The sequence below is a fragment of the Deinococcus indicus genome, assembly GCF_002198095.1.
In the GTDB taxonomy this organism is placed as follows: domain Bacteria; phylum Deinococcota; class Deinococci; order Deinococcales; family Deinococcaceae; genus Deinococcus; species Deinococcus caeni.
The window spans coordinates 161,533-179,826 of sequence record NZ_NHMK01000025.1; the positions used below are offsets into that span (position 1 = coordinate 161,533).

The 18,294-nt window shown below is 69.5% G+C and carries 14 protein-coding genes; 4 read left to right on the forward strand and 10 right to left on the reverse strand.

Annotated features, from left to right (window positions below; all coding sequences use genetic code 11):
• Window positions 1-164 precede the first annotated feature (164 nt).
• Window positions 165-608, reverse strand: a complete 444-nt coding sequence (locus tag CBQ26_RS16455) for a DinB family protein (protein ID WP_088249715.1) — start codon at window positions 606-608, stop codon at window positions 165-167.
• A gap of 27 nt (window positions 609-635) precedes the next feature.
• Complete coding sequence (locus CBQ26_RS16460; protein WP_143342178.1) at window positions 636-1,097, reverse strand: Lrp/AsnC family transcriptional regulator; 462 nt, start codon at window positions 1,095-1,097, stop codon at window positions 636-638.
• 166 nt (window positions 1,098-1,263) lie between these two features.
• Here CBQ26_RS16460 and kamA point away from each other — a divergent pair, with 166 nt between their 5' ends.
• Window positions 1,264-2,682, forward strand: coding sequence for a lysine 2,3-aminomutase (gene kamA, locus CBQ26_RS16465; RefSeq protein ID WP_088249716.1), 1,419 nt, complete (start codon window positions 1,264-1,266; stop codon window positions 2,680-2,682).
• Between the two features lie 158 nt (window positions 2,683-2,840).
• Window positions 2,841-4,202: an acetyl ornithine aminotransferase family protein gene (locus CBQ26_RS16470; RefSeq protein WP_088249717.1), complete on the forward strand. Its 1,362-nt coding sequence runs from the start codon at window positions 2,841-2,843 to the stop codon at window positions 4,200-4,202.
• A gap of 51 nt (window positions 4,203-4,253) precedes the next feature.
• Here the strand turns inward: CBQ26_RS16470 and CBQ26_RS16475 are convergent, their stop codons facing one another.
• Window positions 4,254-4,733: a peroxiredoxin gene (locus CBQ26_RS16475; protein ID WP_088249718.1), complete on the reverse strand. Its 480-nt coding sequence runs from the start codon at window positions 4,731-4,733 to the stop codon at window positions 4,254-4,256.
• A 160-nt stretch (window positions 4,734-4,893) separates the two neighbouring features.
• Here CBQ26_RS16475 and tilS point away from each other — a divergent pair, with 160 nt between their 5' ends.
• A complete protein-coding gene (gene tilS / locus CBQ26_RS16480; RefSeq protein ID WP_229843944.1) occupies window positions 4,894-6,534 on the forward strand; it encodes a tRNA lysidine(34) synthetase TilS in 1,641 nt (546 codons plus the stop codon).
• A gap of 18 nt (window positions 6,535-6,552) precedes the next feature.
• On the opposite strand, the gene CBQ26_RS22025 is transcribed toward tilS, so the two are convergent.
• Window positions 6,553-7,311: a glycine-rich domain-containing protein gene (locus tag CBQ26_RS22025; RefSeq protein ID WP_088249719.1), complete on the reverse strand. Its 759-nt coding sequence runs from the start codon at window positions 7,309-7,311 to the stop codon at window positions 6,553-6,555.
• Window positions 7,312-7,504: 193 nt separating this feature from the next.
• A complete protein-coding gene (locus CBQ26_RS16490) occupies window positions 7,505-8,611 on the reverse strand; it encodes a GTP pyrophosphokinase (protein ID WP_088249720.1) in 1,107 nt (368 codons plus the stop codon).
• Between the two features lie 96 nt (window positions 8,612-8,707).
• Here CBQ26_RS16490 and CBQ26_RS22615 point away from each other — a divergent pair, with 96 nt between their 5' ends.
• Window positions 8,708-10,672 carry an SAM-dependent methyltransferase gene (locus tag CBQ26_RS22615; protein ID WP_244898064.1) on the forward strand — a complete coding sequence of 655 codons (1,965 nt, stop codon included), beginning with the start codon at window positions 8,708-8,710 and terminating at the stop codon, window positions 10,670-10,672.
• 67 nt (window positions 10,673-10,739) lie between these two features.
• Here the strand turns inward: CBQ26_RS22615 and pta are convergent, their stop codons facing one another.
• From pta to CBQ26_RS22030, 5 genes are all read right to left on the reverse strand, one after another.
• A complete protein-coding gene (pta, locus tag CBQ26_RS16500; RefSeq protein WP_088249721.1) occupies window positions 10,740-12,845 on the reverse strand; it encodes a phosphate acetyltransferase in 2,106 nt (701 codons plus the stop codon).
• Window positions 12,842-14,038 carry an acetate kinase gene (locus CBQ26_RS16505; protein ID WP_088249722.1) on the reverse strand — a complete coding sequence of 399 codons (1,197 nt, stop codon included), beginning with the start codon at window positions 14,036-14,038 and terminating at the stop codon, window positions 12,842-12,844. Before CBQ26_RS16505 ends, pta begins: the two co-directional genes overlap by 4 nt.
• Before the next feature lie 241 nt (window positions 14,039-14,279).
• Window positions 14,280-14,579, reverse strand: a complete 300-nt coding sequence (locus CBQ26_RS16510; RefSeq protein WP_143342180.1) for a hypothetical protein — start codon at window positions 14,577-14,579, stop codon at window positions 14,280-14,282.
• Complete coding sequence (locus CBQ26_RS16515) at window positions 14,576-15,616, reverse strand: hypothetical protein (protein WP_143342181.1); 1,041 nt, start codon at window positions 15,614-15,616, stop codon at window positions 14,576-14,578. The genes CBQ26_RS16510 and CBQ26_RS16515 overlap by 4 nt, the downstream gene beginning before the upstream one ends.
• Window positions 15,613-18,294, reverse strand: a 2,682-nt coding sequence (locus CBQ26_RS22030; protein WP_216360380.1) for a hypothetical protein, incomplete at its 5' end; no start/stop codon positions are given. The genes CBQ26_RS16515 and CBQ26_RS22030, both read right to left, overlap by 4 nt.

The window sequence follows — 18,294 nt, forward strand, 5'->3', positions numbered from 1 at the left end:
AATCCGGAACCGCACCGGATTGCCGGCTCCACGTCCGGAACCCGTTTCCCTCCTACTCTGCGGGGCAGCTCTACGAGTCGCATCCGCTCGGACCCAGCGGGCTTTGCAGCCCGTTCAATCGGAGTCCGTATCAGTCTGCTGCCACCGCCGACTGCCGCTGACCGTCACAGCAGTCGGCGGTGGTAGTTCAGCTGCCCCAGGTGCCAGTTCAGGTGCCCGTACAGGTGAATCAGGAAAAAGCGCGTGCTCATGCCCTCCGGAAAGCCCGGCAGTTGCGTCGGGTGCGGCGCGTCCAGCCGGGCCGGGTCCAGCCGGTCCAGCGTCCCGGCCACCAGCGCCGACACCCCCCGCACGCCCGCGACCAACTCCGCGCGCGGCACGTCCCGCCGCGCGAACTCCGCCGGGCGGTCCCGCACGAACGCCACGCCCCCCAGATCCGCGCCCACGAACTGCGACAGGTTCCCGATCAGGTGCAGCGCCAGCGTCCCACCCGAATTCAGCACGCCGTCCGGCACGGCCCACACCGACGCCTCGTCCGGGTACGCCTCCAGTTCCACGGCCAGCTTCTCTAAGTCCCGCACGAACAGATCCCGCAATTCAGGCAGCATGCACGCAGCTTACCGGGGCGGCAACGGTCACCGGGGTGGCAGGAGGAGTTTGCCTTCCAGTGGGGTGCTCAGGACGATGCTGGTGTCGCAGGTGAAGCCCATGTTGATCAGTTCGGTCAGCATGTTTTCCAGGGCGCCCACGTCGGGGACAGCGACTTTCAGGATGCAGGAGTTGTCGCCGGTGACGGAGTGGCATTCCAGCACGCCGTCGTGCCTGGTGGCCCAGCGGACCAGGGTGGGGTCGTTGCGGCCGCTGTCCTGCACGCCGATGAACGCGGTGATGGTGCGGCCCAGGGGTTTGCTGGCGACGCGCACGCCGTAGCCGAGGATCACGCCGGCGTCCTCGAGGCGGCGCACGCGTTCCGTGACGGCGGGGGCACTCAGGCCGACGCGGCGGCCGAGTTCGCGCATGCTGAGGCGCGAGTCGGTCTGGAGTTCCTGAAGGATGCTGTGGTCGAGGGGGTCGAGGTGGCCGCCGGACTGTCTCATGCCCCCAGCCTAGCATTTGGAAGGTCCGGGGTGGCGTTTGAGAGTTTTGTGTGGGCAAAATCTGCCCGCAGGCGAGGTGCGCGGGCATTCCAAAGTGGGCCGTCCGGCAAGGACAATAGGCGGGCACCCAATTCACGCTTCGCCCCCCAGCATCCCGGAGGCTGCCATGCCCATTCACCCGAACGCCACCACCGACAGCCAGACCATGCTTCCCCGCAACCACCGCGCGCCCCGCTGGGCCGACGTGCCCGACGAACAGTGGTACGACTGGAAATGGCAGCTGAAGAACCGCATCAACACCGTCGAGGAACTCGAATCCGTCATCCGCCTGACCGACAGCGAACGCCAGGGCGCCAGTGCCAAGGGCATCTTCCGCCTGGACATCACGCCGTACTTCGCGTCCCTGATGCACCCCACCGACCCCACCTGCCCCGTCCGGCGACAGGTGATCCCCACCCACCACGAACTCGAACCGTTCACGTCCATGATGGAAGACTCCCTGGCCGAGGACAAGCACAGCCCCGTACCCGGCCTCGTGCACCGCTACCCGGACCGGGTGCTGATGCTGGTCACCACCCAGTGCGCCAGCTACTGCCGCTACTGCACCCGCAGCCGCATCGTCGGCGACCCCAGCGAGACCTTCAACCCCGCCGAGTACGAGGCGCAACTGAACTACCTGCGCAACACTCCCCAGGTGCGCGACGTGCTGCTCAGTGGCGGCGACCCCCTCACGCTCGCCCCGAAAGTCCTGGGCCGCCTGCTCGCGGAACTCCGCAAGATCGAACACATCGAGATCATCCGCATCGGCACGCGCGTGCCCGTGTTCATGCCCATGCGCGTCACGCAGGAACTCTGCGACGTCCTCGCCGAGAACCACCCCGTCTGGATGAACATCCACGTCAACCACCCCCGCGAGATCACCCCCGAAGTCGCTGACGCCTGCGACCGCCTGACGCGCGCCGGCGTGCCGCTGGGCAACCAGAGCGTGCTGCTGCGCGGCGTGAACGACCACCCCGTTATCATGCAGAAACTCGTGCGGGAACTCGTCAAGATCCGCGTGCGCCCCTACTACATCTACCAGTGCGACCTCGTCCACGGCGCCGGGCACCTGCGCACCACCGTGTCCAAGGGCCTGGAAATCATGGAAAGCCTGCGCGGCCACACCAGCGGCTACTCGGTGCCCACCTACGTCGTCGACGCGCCCGGCGGCGGCGGCAAGATCCCCGTCGCGCCCAACTACGTCCTGAGCCACAGCCCCGAAAAACTCATCCTCCGGAACTTTGAAGGCTACATCGCCGCGTACAGCGAACCCACCGACTACACCGGCCCCGACATGGCTGTGCCCAGCGAGTGGCAACGCAAGGAACCCGGCCAGAGCGGCATCTACGGCCTCATGGAAGGCGAACGCATCTCCATCGAGCCCAAGGAATTCAGCGAGAGCCGCAACCGCCCCGGCGCGACCAAACACCGCCTGAACAGCCGCGAAGACAAATGGGCCGCCCACGGCATCGGCCTGGATGTGGCCGTGACCGACACCGCGCCCGACGGCATGCTGCAGGCCGCGCAACCCGTCAGCGGCGACTGAACGCAAGGGCAACCCCTCAGCTGTGCCAGCCAGTCCGCTGCGCGGCCATCTCCCCTTGAGGGGAGCCAGGAATCACCAGCCTCCCCTTGAGGGGAGGTGCCCCGAAGGGGCGGAGGGGTCGCCCGCGACTCTGCCGTCCCACCCCCAGGAGAACATCCATGACCACCCTTCCCAAACCCCGTCAGCCCGACCTCAAGACCTCCCTTCCCGGCCCCAAGACCGCCGCGATCATGGCCCGCGACGCCTTACACCTCTCCACGTCCTACATGCGGCCTTACCCGTTCGTGCCGGATCACGGGGAGGGCGTGTGGCTGACCGACGTGGACGGCAACACCATGCTGGATTTCTTTGCGGGCATCGCGGTCAGCACGACCGGGCACGCGCATCCGCATGTGGTGAAGGCCGTGCAGGAGCAGATCACGAAATTTACGCACGTGTGTCTCACGGATTACCCGCAGGAGATCACGACCAGCCTCGCCGAGCGCATGGTCAGGCACGTCGAGAAGCCCGGTGAGAAGTGGCGGGTGTTCTTCGGGAACAGCGGTGCGGAGGCCGTCGAGGCGGCCGTGAAGCTGGCCCGGAACCACACGGGGCGGTCGCATATCATCAGCACCATCGGGTCGTTCCACGGGCGCACGTACGGGGCGATCACGCTGACGGGCAGCAAGACGAAGTACAAGCGGGGCTTCGGGCCGCTGCTGCCGAACGTGTCGCACGTGCCGTACCCGAACCCGTTCCGTCCGCCGCTGGGCAGCACGCCGGAAACCTGCGGTCAGGCGGTCCTGGATCACATCGAGGGCCTGTTCCAGACGGTCATCCCGGCGGACGAGGTGGCGGCCATCATCATCGAGCCGATGCAGGGCGAGGGCGGGTACATCGTGCCGCCCGCCGATTTCCTGCCGGGGCTGCGCGCCCTGTGCGACCGGCACGGCATCATGCTGATCTTCGACGAGGTGCAGGCCGGTATGGGGCGCACGGGGAAGATGTATTCGTTCCAGCACTCGGACGTGCAGCCGGACATCATCACGGTCGCCAAGGGCATCGCGTCCGGCATGCCGATCAGCGCGATGCTGGCCAGGGAGAGCGTGATGACGTGGCCGGTCGGGTCGCACGGCAGCACGTACGGCGGGAACCCCGTGGCGGCCGCCGCCGCGCACGCAACGCTGGACCTGCTTGAAGGCGTGGTCAAGCACCCCGGCTGCGGCGACAGCCTGATGCACAACGCCGCGCAGGTCGGTGAGTTCATCATGGCCGAACTGAAGGGCATGCAGACCGAATTCCCGTTCCTGGGCGACGTGCGCGGCGCCGGGATGTTCATCGGGCTGGAATTCGTGAAACCGGACGGCAGCCCCGACGGGAAACTGCGTGACGCGGCCAGCATGGCGATGTTCGAACGCGGTCTGCTGAACCTCGACTGCGGCGAGGCCGTCATCCGCATCAGCCCGCCCCTGATCCTGACGCGGGAAGAAGCCGCGACGGGCCTGGAGATCATGCGGGACGCGCTGCGCGCCCTGAAGTAGAGTCGTCTGCTGCGGGTCGGGCCGCCCCGTGCGCCGGGCGGCCCGGCCTGTTCAGCTGGTGGCGGCGCCGGTTCGGGGCGCGGCTTCCAGTTCTTTCAGGGCGCCGGTGACGTGCGTCATGGGGTTGGCGCTGCGGTGGATCCAGGTGACGGTGCCGTGCGGGTCGATCAGGAACGTGGCGCGGCTGGTCATGCCGAGCAGGCCGCTCAGGCCGCCGATCACGCCGTACGCCTGCGCGAGGCTGCGGTCGCTGTCGGGAATCAGGGGGAAGGTCAGGGAGCAGGTGTCGCGGAACCGGGCCTGCCGGGCTTCGGTGTCGGTGCTGACGCCGATCACCTGCGCGCCGTGCCGTTCGAATTCCGGCAGGGCCGCCTCGAAGCGCTGCGCTTCGATGCTGCATCCGGCGCTGCTGGCGCGCGGGTAGAAGTACAGCACCGTCCACTGCCCGCGCCGCTCTTGCAGGGAGACGGTACGGCCGTCGTCGCTGCGGCGCGTGAAGTCCGGGGCGGGCTGTCCGACTTGGAGGCTCATGCGCCCGATTGTACGCGCCGCCTTGCGGCATTTGCCCTGAAGATGCTTTCTTCAGGGCCGAGCGGAGCGAGTGAATTTGACCGAGCAGGACGAAGAATGGAGGCATCAGGAGGCTGTTTTCCTGAGGCCGTAATTCGGAGAACTGCTCTACAATGCGCCGGTGTCTGACGTTGCTGATTCTCTGCTGCGGCCCCTGCGTCCCTACGCGGGCGAGGTCGTGGTGGTGGGCGTGTCGGGTGGCGCGGACAGCGTGGCGCTGCTGCGGGCGCTGCTGCGGGTGGGGTCGCGGCCAGTCGCGGCTCACCTGGACCACGCGCTGCGGGCCGACTCTGCGGCGGACGCCGCGTGGGTGGGGGCGCTCGCGGCGCGGCTGGGCGTGCCGTTTGCCAGCACGCGGGTGGATGTGGCGGCGGTCGCGGCTCGGCGCGGCTGGAACACCGAGGACGCCGCCCGGCGCCTGCGCTACGACTTCCTGACCCGCACGGCCAAGGCGCACGCGGCGCAGGTAATCCTGACGGCGCACACGCGGCGCGATCAGGCCGAGACGGTCCTGACGGCCCTGCTGCGCGGCGAGGCGATCCTGCACGGCATTCCCGCCGAACGTGGCCGGGTGTGCCGCCCCTGGCTGGACGTGCCCCGCGCCGCTATCGAGGCGTTCCTGCGCGCGCAGGGGCAGGACTGGCGCGAGGACCCCACCAACGACGACCCCGCCTACACCCGCGCCTGGATCCGCCGCGAGGTCATGGCGGTCCTGACCGCCCGCTACCCGGCGGCCGAGGAGGCCCTGGCCCGCGTGGCCCGCACGCAGGCCGAGGACGACGCCGCCCTGACCAGTCAGGCTGCCCGCCTGAGCGCGCACGCCCCGCGCCGCAGCGTGCCCCCGGCCGTGCTGCGCCGCTGGCTGCGCGCCGAATTGCGCCGCGCCGGACTGGACGTTCACGCGCCGCACCTGGACACCCTGGCCGGGGCGTTGCGTGCCGGGCAGACCGCGCACGTCACCCTGCCCGGCGGGCGCGACGTGACCGTGACCGGCGGGCAGTTGCACCTGACCCCGCAGGCGTACCCGGCACCGGACTTCCCGATTCCCGAAGGCTGGGAGAGGCGCACCCGGCAGGACGGGGACCGCATCGCCCTGCCCGGCGGGACGCGCAAACTCAGCGACGTGCTGACCGACCGGCACGTGCCGCGCGCCGACCGGGACCGCGTGCCGCTGCTGGTCAGTGACGCGGGCGTGCAGTGGGTGGGCCTCCAGCCACCCGTCTGGGCGACCGGGGCGCGCGAGGCGGCCGCCCAGCCCCCGGACCCGCTGCACGCCGCGATGGGCGAGGCGCTGGCCCAGGCGCACGACGCGGCCATCGCGCAGGAAGTCCCGGTCGGCGCGGTCGTCCTCGGCCCAGATGGTCAGGTGGTCGGGCGGGGCCGCAACACCAGCCGCGAGCACGGCGACATGACCCGCCACGCCGAACTGGCCGCCCTGCGGGACGCCGCCCGCACCCTCGGCACGCCGTACCTGAGCGGCTGCACGCTGGTCGTCACGCTCGAACCCTGCCCCATGTGCCTCGGCGCGGCCATTGAGGCGCGGGTCGGGCACGTCGTGTACGGCGCCGCGAACCCCAAGGCCGGCGCGCTGGGCGGCGTGACCGACCTGCTCGCCGCACACTGGGGGCACACCCCGACCGTCACAGGCGGCGTGCGGGGGCATGAAGCCGCCCGCCTCCTGAAAGACGTGTTCGGCCGTCTGCGTGAGGACCGACACAGGGATGAGCGGCATCGGGACGACCGGCACCGAGACGACCGGTAGGGGCCGTCCCGCGGGCGTTCAGCTGCTGCACCCGCCCCCGCAACTGCTTCCACAGCTACTGCCGCCATCGGAGCCGCCGTCCGAACCGCCGCCGTCTGAACCGCCGATGTCGCCGCCGCCCCCGTCGCCGTCCCGGCGGTCCCGCCGGGCGCCGCTGCCGGCCTGAGCAGTCTGCCCGGTCGTCAGGAGGATCAGGGTCAGGGCGAACACCCCCAGCGCGGCCAGCACCGCGAAGCGCGTGGGCAGCAGGGTCAGGAACGCCGCGCCGCCCGCCAGGAGCGCCAGCAGCAGCGCGTTCACCCGCACCCCGCCGGCCGTGCGGGTGGCCGTGTGCGTGAATGTGTGGGCCGTCCTGACGGCCGGGTCGGGCCACACGTCCGCCGGGGCCACCTCGCCGAACACGCGGGCGTAGCTGTCCAGCGTGCGGCGGTACTGCGCGGCGAAGTCCGTGTCGCCCGCCTCGCCCGTCGCGGGTTCGTGGTGCAGCGGCGCGGGCAGCAGCGGCGTCAGGCGCTCCCAGTAGTCGCGGGTGAAGGTCAGGTGCTCGTGCCACAGGGCGTCCACCGCCCGTGACGGCGTGACCGGATGCCCGGCCGTGGCGGCCAGGATCAGGAACCGGCGGTACTCCTGGGCGACGCATTCCGTGAAGGCGGAGCCCCAGCCGTGTTCCTGCGCGGCGCGGCGCAGCATGGCGGGCGGGAATTCATAGCCGGTCAGGGCGGTGGGAAGGACGGTCTGCTGACCGGAGAGGGGGAGGGTACGCGCGGTTCCTGTCATGCCCGGCTCCTGGCAGGAGCCCGGAGGAAGGGCGGCCTGGAGGGCGAGAAACGCGGGGCCGCCCGCGCGGGTTCCTGCTGAATTCAGCGTGAGGCGCCCCTGTCAGCGCCGCGTCAGCCGGTGGGGGAGTGGCCCCCCCGACGTCAGGGGAGGGTGAAGCCGTCCCACTCCTGGCCCTGCACCGGCCCGGCCCTCACGCGCCGGAGCGGGCGCTGTCCGGCAGGCTGCGCTGCGCGTCGGCGTACGCGCCCCGCACCGCCTGCACCAGCTGATCGCTGCCCAGCACGCCGCGCATGTCCAGCATGCTCACGATCTCATGCGGGTCCAGGCTGGGGTTCGCGCAGGCGCGCAGCAGCCCGTAATGCACCACGCTGGTACCGGGCCGCGCGCCGCCCGCCGGGGTCCACGCCTCGCGCAGCATCGGCATCAGGTGCGCCGCGAACACCAGGATCTCGTCGCGGTGCCGCCGCAACTCCTTCTGCAACGCCCCCACCGAGTGCACGCCCACGTAATGCAGCAGGCTCGCCAGCCGCTGCGGCCGCTCCGGGTCCGGCCAGCCGGTCAGCAGGCGCACGCTCAGGGCGGCCGCCACCCCGTCGTCCAGTTCCCGCACGGGCGCGATGGTCAGCAGGTGCTTCATGCTCTGCGCGTCGATGAACACGCTGTCCGGCGCCTCCTGCACCCGCTCGGGCAGCGTCGCGGCGTAATCGCGCGACAGGCGGTGCAGGGCCATGAACTCCTCGTCCGCCATCTCCAGCAGGCCCGCCAGCCGGTAGAACCGCCGCTGCACCTCCCGCGGGATCGCCTCGCGGTTCTTGTACCCCAGGTCATGCTCGATCTCGGCCCAGGCGTGCTGGAGGATCGAGCGGATCTGCACCTCGAAGCCCAGGCCCGCGAACGCCGCGAGTTCCGGCGTGTCCGGCGTGACCTGCACCACGTAATGCACGCCCATGTACCCGAAGCGGTCCGGGTCGTGCATCTTGCTCTTGTCGATGGAGTTCTCCCAGTCCACGCGGTGGTTCGCCTCGATCAGGCGCGACACGGCCCCCACGTCCGACTCGAAGTACGTGATCACGCGCACCGCCACGAGGTCCGTCACGTCCGACAGCGACCGGTACCGGCCCGGCTTGCGGCGCAACTTGTCCTCCAGGCTCATGGGTTTCTTCACGCGGCCCGTGACGTGATGGATGTTCAGGCCCGCCTGCTCCAGCAGCCGCGACGTGTGCGCCACCGCTGCGTCCCGCAGTCCCTCGAACTGCGGCAGGTTCGTCTCGTAGTCCTTCACCAGCACGTCGTTCATGAGTGCCCGCAGCATACTCCCGCCCGGCCCGCCTGCCGTCCCCACCTGCCGCCCCCACACACGGACGCCCGCGCCCGGCGTGCTACACCCAGGAGCATGCGCGCTTCCCCTGCCCTGGCCGCCCTGACCGGACTGGCCCTGCTCTGCGCCCCGGCCCGCGCCACGCACGCCAGCGGCGTGTTCGTCTCGTACCCCCCGGAAGGCCACCGGGTCGCGCACGCCAACGTGATCCTGCAGGGCCACGTGCCGCCCGGCTCGACCCTCAGCGTGTCCGGGCGTGCCATCCCCACCGGCCCGGACGGTCTGTTCATGGAATGGTGGCCGCTGAAGCCCGGCGTGAACACCCTGACCCTGACCGCCCGGCAGGCAGGGCGCGTGACCGGCAGCCGCACCCTGCGCGTCACCCGCGCCGCCGCGCCCATCCTGCCCGCCCGGCCCACCCGCATCCTGCCGGGCAGCGTGACCCCCGCCCAGCCGGTCGAGTTCTGGGACGCGACCGGCGACACGCCCGCTGAACGCCGCGTGACTGTCAGCGTGCAGGGCAGCGCCGGAGCGCGCGCCAGCGTCCGCCTGGGCAGCGCCGCGCCCACCCCCCTGCGCGAGGGACCGCCCGGCACGTACCGCGCCGACCTGACCGTCCCCACCACCCCCCAGGCCAGCGCCCCCCTGACCGTCAGCCTGACCGGCCCGGACGGCCGCACCGTCACCGCCACCGCCCCCGGCCGCGTCACCGTGCAGAATGGCGCCGCCCGCAGCGGCACCCAGCGCCCCGGACAGGTCCCCGGCCCCGCCCTGAACGCCAGCAGCACCGTCCTGACCACCCTGACCGGCCAGTCCCTGCTGTACCCCCGCACCGGCATGACCTTCACCGTCGTCGGCCGCCAGGACCGTGACCTGCGCGTCCGCCTGAGCGGCGGCCAGAGCGCCCTGATCACCGCCACGCAACTCGACCTGGGCGCCCCCGGCAGCGCCCCCCCCGCCTGGACCGGCGGTCCCGTCCAGCTGGAACCCGACCGCCCAGAAACCGCCCGCATGGACGCGCCCACCCTGCCCGTCACGCCCGACCCCGGCCCCGCCGCAGCGCCCGGCGTGAACGACCTGCCCGCCCTGCCCCCCACCGAGGCCGGGAACGCCAGCCTGGAAGGCCCGCAGCACTCCCGTGAGCGCGACCAGCAGGCCATCTCCTATCACTACGACGTCAGCAACGACTTCTACAAGTTGTGGCTGGACCGGCGCATGGTGTACTCCTGCGCCTATTTCCCGACCGGCACCGAGACGCTGGACGGGGCGCAGGAAGCGAAACTGGACCTGATCTGCCGCAAACTGCGCCTGCAACAGAGCGAATACCTGCTGGACATCGGCAGCGGCTGGGGCGGCCTCGCCATTCACGCCGCGCAGCGCTACGGAGCGCGCGTGCTGGGCGTCACGCTCAGCGAGGCGCAACTGCACGAGGCCCGCGCACGCGCCGGGGCCGCCGGAGTCGCCGACCGCGTCACCTTCGAACTGCGCGACTACCGCGACGTGCTGGCCCACGCGCCCGAAGGGGGCTTCGACAAGATCGCGTCGGTCGGCATGGCCGAACACGTCGGCCGCCGGAACATGCCCACCTACTTCCGCGCCGCGTATACGGCCCTGAAACCCGGCGGCCTGATGATGAACCACGCCATCAGCGACGGCATCCCCCAGGCCCGCGTGCCCCTGTGGCTCCAGAGCGGCAACTTCGCCCGGAAGTACGTGTTCCCCGACGGCCAACTGCTGCCCATCTGGGAAACCGTGAAACACGCCACCGAGGCGCAGTTCGAGGTCCGCGACATCGAGAACCTCCGCGAACACTACGCCCGCACCCTCACCCACTGGGCCGCGAACCTAGAAACGCACCACGCAGAAGCCCGCGCCGCCCTCGGCGAGCAACGCCACCGCCTGTGGCGCCTCTACCTGGGCGCCACCTCCCACTACTTCGAGAAAGGCCACCTGGGCCTCTACCAGACCCTCCTGGCGAAACCCGACGAGCAACGCAGAGCCCACGTGCCCCTCAGCCGCGCGGACCTCTACGAGGGGTGAACGGTTGATGGTCGAAGATTGATGGAAGAGCCCTGTCCATTAACCTTCGACCATCAACCATCAATCTTTACCCCTCGACCTTCCCCTGCGTGGCCTGGATGGCGGTCAGGGCGATGGTGTACACGATGTCGTCCACGAGCGCGCCGCGTGACAGGTCGTTCACGGGTTTGCGCAGGCCCTGGAGCATCGGGCCGACCGCGATGACGCCGGCGGCGCGCTGCACGGCCTTGTAGGTGGTGTTGCCGGTGTTCAGGTCCGGGAAGATGAACACGGTGGCGCGGCCCGCGACGGGACTGCCGGGGGCCTTGGCCTGCCCGACCGACAGGACGCTGGCGGCGTCGTACTGCATGGGGCCGTCGACCAGCAGGTCCGGGCGGCGCTCACGGACCAGGGCGGTGGCGGCCTTGACCTTCTCGACGTCCTCGCCGCTGCCGGACTCGCCGGTCGAGTAGGACAGCATGGCGACCCTGGGCGTGATCCCGAAGGCCTGGGCGCTGTCGGCACTCTGGATGGCGATGTCCGCGAGTTCCTCGGCGTTCGGGTTGGGGTTGATGGCCGCGTCGCCGTACACGAGGACCTGTTCGGGCATCAGCATGAAGAACACCGAGCTGACCAGCCGCGAGCCGGGCGCGGTCTTGATGAGCTGCAGGGCGGGCCGCACGGTGTTCGCGGTCGTGTGGACGGCGCCGGACACGAGGCCGTCCACCTCGCCCAGCGCGAGCATCATGGTGCCCAGCACCACCGTGTCCTCCAGCTGTGCTTCGGCCTGCGGGGCGGTCAGGCCCTTGCTGCGGCGCAGTTCCACCATGGGTTCCACGTACCGCGCGCGGATGGAATCCGGGTGCAGGATCTCCAGACCGTCGGGCAGCGTCAGGCCCTGCCCCTCGGCCACCTGCCGCACCCGCTCCGGGTCGGCCAGCAGCACGCAGCGCGCGATGCCCTTCTCCGTGCAGCGGATGGCGGCCTTCACGGTGCGCGGCTCGTCGCCCTCGGGCAGCACGATGCGCTTGGCGGCGGCGCGGGCCTTCTGGATCAGTTCGTAACGGAAGGCGCTGGGCGGCAGGCGGCGGTTCCCGGCGACGTCCGGCACGCGCAGCCGCGCGACCAGCGTGCCGGTGTCCAGCCGGTCCGCGATGAAGTCCAGCATGCGCTCCATGCGCTGCGTGTCGTCGTGCGGCACGCGCGGGTCCAGCCGCGAGAGGCGCGAGGCCGTCTCGAACGAGTTGGTGTTCACGCGCAGCACCGGCAGGGTGCTCCCCAGCGCCGCGCGGCACAACCGCTCGATGCTGTCCTCCGGGGCGCTGCCGGACGTGAACATCAGGCCCGCCAGCGGCACGCCGCTCAGGTGCGACAGGGCCGCCGCCATGATCACGTCCTCCCGGTCGCCGGGCGTGACGACCAGCGCGCCCGGCACGAACAGGTGCGCCATCTTCGGCACGGTGCGCGCCGTGACGACCGTGCTCGTCACGCGCCGCAGACCCGCCTCACCCTCGTTCACGACCTCGGCGCCCAGGTGCCGGGCGACGTCCAGCGTGCGCGGCGCGTTCAGGCCGCCCGACTGCGACACCACGCCCAGCAGCGGGAGCGTCCCGCCGCTCAGCACGCGGCTGCGGGCGCGCAGTTCCGCCATCAGCGTCCCGAAATCCAGGCCCGGCGGCGCGAAGTTCAGCACGTACCCGCTCAGGCCCGAGCCGTCGCTGCGGCGGTACGCCTGCGCCGAGATCTCCAGCTCGTCGGCCAGTTCCGCCGCGCCCACCCCGGCCAGACTGGACACCAGCACCGTGTCCGCCTCCAGGTTCCGCGCGAGGCTGGCGTTCAGCGCCCCGGCGTACACGTTCCGTTCGTTCAGGGCGAGGCCCTCCACGACCAGCACGTCCGCGCCGCCCCCCGTGACCTGCCGGGCCAGCGTCACGACCGCCTCCATCAGGTCCTCCTCGGCGCCCAGGCTCAGCTGCTCCTCGGCGTGCGTCAGGGTGATCGGGTCGGGCGTGGGCAGGTGCGCCAGCGTCCGCGCGAAATGCACGCTGTCGTCCGTGCGGGCCTCGTGCGTCTGCGCGATGGGTTTCAGGAACGCCACCTTCAGCCCCTGGCGTTCCAGCGCGCGGGTCAGGCCCAGCGCCGTGCTGCTCAGGCCCACGCCGTTGCGGGTCGGTGCGACGAACAGGGTTTTCATGCCGTTCCCCCCTGACCGGCCAGGACGTCCTGCGTCTGCCGGGCGATCATCAGTTCCTCGTTCGTGTTGACCACCAGCGCCGGCAGCGTCCCCTCCGGACTGATCCGCCCGGACTCGCCGCGCACCGCCCGCGCGTTCAGGGCCGGGTCCACCGCCGCGCCCAGCACGCCCAGCCGCGCCAGGACTGCGCCGCGCACCGCCGCGCTGTTCTCCCCGATGCCGCCCGTGAACACCAGCGCGTCCACCCGGCCCAGCGCGACCGCCATGCCCGCCACCTGCTTCGCGAGGCGGTACACGAACGCCTCGACCGCCAGCCGCGCCCCCGCATGCCCGCGCGCCGCCGCTTCCTCCAGTTCCCGCATGTCGTTACTCAGCCCGGACAGGCCCAGCAGCCCGCTCTCGCGGTTCAGGGCGGCCGTCACCTCCGACAGGCTCAGGCCCGCCTGCCGCGCGATGAAATCATGCAGGCCCGGATCCACGTCCCCGCTGCGCGTGCCCATGACCAGCCCCTCCAGCGGCGTCAGGCCCATGCTGGTATCCACGCTGCGGCCGCCCGCCACCGCGCACACGCTGCACCCGTTCCCCAGGTGCGCCGTGACCAGATTCAACTCCGCCAGCGGGCGGCCCAGCTCCCGCGCGGCCTCGGCCGCCACGAACGCATGACTGGTGCCGTGGAACCCGTAGCGCCGCACGCCATGCTGGCGGTACCACGCCTCCGGCACCGCGTACCGGAACGCGACCTCCGGCATGCTCTGATGAAACGCCGTGTCGAACACCGCCACCTGCGGCAACTGCGGGAACGCCGCGCGCGCCGCCTCGATCCCCGCGATGTTCGCCGGGTTGTGCAGCGGCGCCAGCGGCACGCACGCCCGCACGGCCTCCAGCACCTCCGGCGTGATCAGCGCCGGCTCGCTGAAGCGCTCACCACCATGCACCACCCGGTGACCCACCGCGCCCACGTCGCCGCGCACACCCAGCTCATCGAGCGCGCCCGCGATCACCGCGAACGCCTCCGCGTACGTCCCGCCCGGCAGCGGCACCGACCGCCGCCCGCCCGGCAGGTCCAGCCGCGCCGACGCGTCCCCCGACCCCAGCCGCTCGGCCAGACCCGACAGGCCCACCGCTCCACTCCGAACGTCCAGCAGCGCAAACTTCACGCTGCTCGACCCGCAATTCAGCACCAGAGTCCACATGCGCCCATTCTGACAGCGGCCACCGGGTCACGCGGCCCTGTCACAACGAACGGTGCAGACCCTGTCTGGGAGGTGCCATACGGATTCCGTTTGTTTCGCCGACAATCCGGAACTTCACCGGATTGCCGGCTCCACGTCCGGCACCCGTTTTTCTCCCACGCTCTTCGCTCGGATTGAACGGGCTTTGCAGCCCATTTAATCGGAGTCCGCATCACCCACGATAGGTTGCCGGCAGTCGCGCTCAGTCCGCTGTTGCCTCGCCACGCAGGTACGACACGATCCCCTCCAGGTCACCTGCCGTCAGGTTCTCCATCAGCCAGTCAGCACCGACCGACTCGCCCTGCGTCCGTGCATTCAGCAGTTCCGCCAGGATGCCCAGCAGGGCGTCCATGGCCGCGTCGTCAGTGGTCGCGTCGGCCCCGGCTCCGGCCAGACGTTTCTCTTCTGCCAGCGAGAGCGGCAGGGAAGAGAACCTGATTCCGCTGATCTCGAACGGAGGTCGCTTGACGGCCTGACGGCCAAACTGCATGGGTTCTGTCATCTGTTCTCCTTCGCGTCGGGAATACCCCTCACCGGGGACTGACGCTGATCACGCCGCTGCGGTTTCTTGATCGAATGATCGAACCACGGCGCGGTCTTCGGGTTGAAATCGAAATTGAACCACTCCGTGATCTCGATCACCTGTCCGTAGAACTCCCGGAACACCCGGTCAAAGATAGGCCCGGCGTCCGTCCCGCTGGACACCAGAATCGCCACGCTGGTCTCGTTCGCCCCGGAGTTCTCCGGATTGTCGGTCTGAATGACAAAGTTGCGGAGTCTGGGAAACCAGCGCTGCAAGCCCAGATGCAGGCGGTACAGCCGGAGCTGCTGCTCCTCGCCCCCCGACATGTAAGGCTGAAAATCACCGTTGGTATAAGCAATGCGGGCGTAGTAAGCCCACTGTTCCTGCATGACAGAGCAAACGGCTGAACCCGTATCGAACCATTCTTCTCGGTAAGTTCCCTTGAGGTGTCTGGTGCCTTTTGGAGCCGCAGGGCTGTCGAACCAACGCCACAATGAACCGGCAACTGAATTCCCCGCACCTCTGTCACCGAAGAAAAGATCAAAGGACCGTCCCATAGCAATTCGGTTACTGCCCTCTCTGAGCAGCTTGGCGCTGTTGAACGCTCCCCAGATACACTCCAGCTGGTTGTACTGTTCGTGAAACAGAGCGAACGCGTCTCCGTAGTACTCCTGCGCCTGCTCGTCGATATCCCAGCGGAACAGTGTGTGCTGTGCGCAGTGGGCTGCCCAGCCCTCGTACATGGCCAGTTCGCTGGACTGCTGCGCCTCGGTGAAGGGATCGCGGAACCGCAGGTGCAGCCAGTCGCCGGTCGGGTCGTCCAGCCATTCTCCGGTGACACCGTCGTACTCGAACACGATGCGTTCCTCGCTCTGCTCGACCACCCGCGCGCCCCACTGCGGGTCGTGCAGAAAGGCCAGCACCGCCGCCCTGGGCGACGGGTACGCGACGCGCGGCCTGTCACGTGCCCGCTCCGGTCTGGTGAGCAGGCGTTTCAGGGTGCTCAGCAGACTCACGGGACCGCCCTTTCATCCGGCGTCTGGGGGGCCTGATCGGGAGGTTCGTATGTCAGTTCGTTCGTATCTGTGATGCTGGTGTACCCACCAAGCGCGGCGGCTGTCTTCACGGTCTTGTCGAACGGTGTCAGCATCATCAGGGAACCGCCCTGCGCCTCTGAGGTCAGCCCAGTTCCGGCAGAGACGGCATTCTTCAGTAGGTTGTTGCTGACTTCCCGTGAACCCTCCCGCAGGTGCTGGGCATTCGGATAGGTTGCCTGTTCGTCCTTCTTGTAGGCTTTGGCTGCACCTGTCAGGTACGTTTTGAAGACTTCCTCACTCATCCAGCCTCCAGCGACCGCCCCGGCACCAGCCACGCCCCCCGCATTCCCCAGCGTGCTCAGGCGACCCCAGGCGTCACCGACCATCTGCTGCGCGCCGGTCCAGTAGGCGCGTGGAAGCTGCGCCAGAATGCCCCGGCTGGGGTCCATACCTGTCCGCGCCGCCTGGTTTTCTGCTGCGTACGCGTCGCTGGCCCGCTTGAGAAAGTCGGGCCGGACCGTTCGCGCGGCGCGGTCGCGGACCATATCCTGTGTCACCTGCGTTCGGGCCTGACGTCGCGCCGCCCTTCTGGACAGCGTGGAACCTGCCGCCTGGGCCTCCAGCCGCAGTATCCGGATGCGTTCCCTGACCAGCCCCGAACGGGCCACCGCCAGTTCCCGGTTCCAGCCGGCCGCCAGCGAAGGCGTACGGGCGACCAGACCTTCCATCTTCCCGGCCGTGCGCAACACGCCGCTCTGGCCGGCCGTGCCCAGCCACGTATCCCGCACCTCTCCACCGATGACCCTGGCCTCGCTGGAAACGTAATTGCGCATGGCGGACAGATTGCGCTCTGCAGCGTTAAAGAGGCTACTAGAGACAGAGGCAGTCTGGTTAATCGGCAATCCAAGGCTGTGAAGATTCGTGCGAACACGCATTTCATGGTCCGTGAGGGCTCGTCTCGCATTCCTCCATCCACGCCCAGCTGCATTGCGGGTCTGCATCCCCGCGACAGCCACGCGGTCCCTGGCGTTACCCGTGACCTGCCGGGCAGCGCGGATCGCGTTGTTGATGCCGGGCCTGCTCGTCACGCTTGCCACGCGGGTGCGGACGGCGTCCGATACTCCTTTGACGACGACTCCACCCTGCCGGGCGCCACTTGACGCCAGCCCTCCCAGCCCACGAATGCCCGCGCTGAACGTGGAGTCGACCGCTCTGAATGCCTGGCCCGGCAGACTGCTGCCGACGTGCGTTCCCACTGCGCTCAGAACGGGCTGTGCGCCTGCTTTGAGGGTGTTCCAGCGCGTGGCGGCTGCTGTGCGGGCGTTGCGTGCCATGGTCGCAGCAGAGGTGCGAGCCGCCGCCGCAACTCCCTGCATGTACGTGCTGCCGGGAAGCCGGGCCGCCGCTTTGCCCAGGCCAGCCAGTACCGGGCGGCCCGCCGCGCGCGCCACGCCGCCCACCAGTTTCGCGGCGGGGCCCACTGCCACGCCCAGCACGCCATCCGTGATCAGGCTCTTGGCCGTGATGTCATGCCTCCACTGTTTTCCCGTCAGCAGGTTTTCGACCACGGTGCCGGCGGCGCCGCCCAGTGCGCCGGAGGCGAACAGTGCTCCTACCAGCACGGGACCCGCCAGCCCGCCGGTCGCTGCTGTGAGTGCGGCGGCCCCGGCGATGACGGCTCCCCCGACGACGATGGCCGTGCCGACCTTGGCAATCTGCACGCCGGACGTCTTCAGGAAATGAACGGCCTTCTTGAATCTGGGACTGTCCTTTACCGCCTTGACTTTCTCGCTGGCCCAGGCCGAGACGTTCTTCACCCCTTTGACGGTGGTGTTCCAACCCTGGACAGCGAGGGCCGCTGCCTTTTTTCTGCCTTCGTCAAGCTGGCGTGAGGCTCTGGCGACGCTGGCTCTGGCGGCCTTCTCCGCTTTCTGGCCCGCTTCCTTGGCGTGCTGGACGAGCTGCTGCTGTCTGGCTTTGGCCTTCGTGAGGGCGGCGGCCGCTCTGGCCTTGTATTCATCCCTGGCAGCTCTGGCCCTGGCAGGTAACTCCTTGACAGTTGCCTGAACACGCTGCCCGAGCTGTTTCACGCCCGCCGCTGTCTTCTGCAGAGAGCTGCTGGCCAGCTTCGTGACTTTCTGAACGGCTTTCGTGGCGTGGTGCCGAAGCTGGTTGGCTTTCGCGGCGAGGTGCGTTCCTATGGCTTTTCTCTGCTGGTTTGCCTTCTGAACGACGCGAGTGACCCTGGTGAGTGTCCTGCTGGCATACTGCCTGACCGTCTGTCCCGCTTTCTTCACTTTTCTGCGAAGAGTCGAGGTCAAGGTGCCGATCCGGGCGCTGGTCTTGCTGGTGGTGGCCTGGACCTTCTTGGTCGCGGCGGCTGCCGCCTTCTTGACGTTGTTTGCGGCCCGCTGAACACTCTGCTGGGCCTGCTTCTTGACGCTCCTGATGACTCCGGCAACCCTGTTGCCTGCACTGCCCGCCAGCTTTTTGAGGTCACCAAGTCCCCAGCGTTGCACCGCCTTGCCCGAAGATCCGACCTTCCGGACTGGCAGGGCCTTCACTTCACGAGCGGTCACGTTTCCTGTGACGGGCTGGCTGGCGAGTCGCGCGCCCATACTGCGCGCTTCCTGCTCCAGTCCGGCGTCCGGGTCGAT

Coding starts and splice junctions, on each gene's coding strand:
- CBQ26_RS16455 (WP_088249715.1), bottom strand. CDS start 608: ATGCTGCCTGAATTGCGGGATCTGTTCGTGCGGGACTTAGAGAAGCTG.
- CBQ26_RS16460 (WP_143342178.1), bottom strand. CDS start 1,097: ATGAGACAGTCCGGCGGCCACCTCGACCCCCTCGACCACAGCATCCTT.
- kamA (WP_088249716.1), top strand. CDS start 1,264: ATGCCCATTCACCCGAACGCCACCACCGACAGCCAGACCATGCTTCCC.
- CBQ26_RS16470 (WP_088249717.1), top strand. CDS start 2,841: ATGACCACCCTTCCCAAACCCCGTCAGCCCGACCTCAAGACCTCCCTT.
- CBQ26_RS16475 (WP_088249718.1), bottom strand. CDS start 4,733: ATGAGCCTCCAAGTCGGACAGCCCGCCCCGGACTTCACGCGCCGCAGC.
- CBQ26_RS22025 (WP_088249719.1), bottom strand. CDS start 7,311: ATGACAGGAACCGCGCGTACCCTCCCCCTCTCCGGTCAGCAGACCGTC.
- CBQ26_RS16490 (WP_088249720.1), bottom strand. CDS start 8,611: ATGAACGACGTGCTGGTGAAGGACTACGAGACGAACCTGCCGCAGTTC.
- CBQ26_RS22615 (WP_244898064.1), top strand. CDS start 8,708: ATGCGCGCTTCCCCTGCCCTGGCCGCCCTGACCGGACTGGCCCTGCTC.
- pta (WP_088249721.1), bottom strand. CDS start 12,845: ATGAAAACCCTGTTCGTCGCACCGACCCGCAACGGCGTGGGCCTGAGC.
- CBQ26_RS16505 (WP_088249722.1), bottom strand. CDS start 14,038: ATGTGGACTCTGGTGCTGAATTGCGGGTCGAGCAGCGTGAAGTTTGCG.
- CBQ26_RS16510 (WP_143342180.1), bottom strand. CDS start 14,579: ATGACAGAACCCATGCAGTTTGGCCGTCAGGCCGTCAAGCGACCTCCG.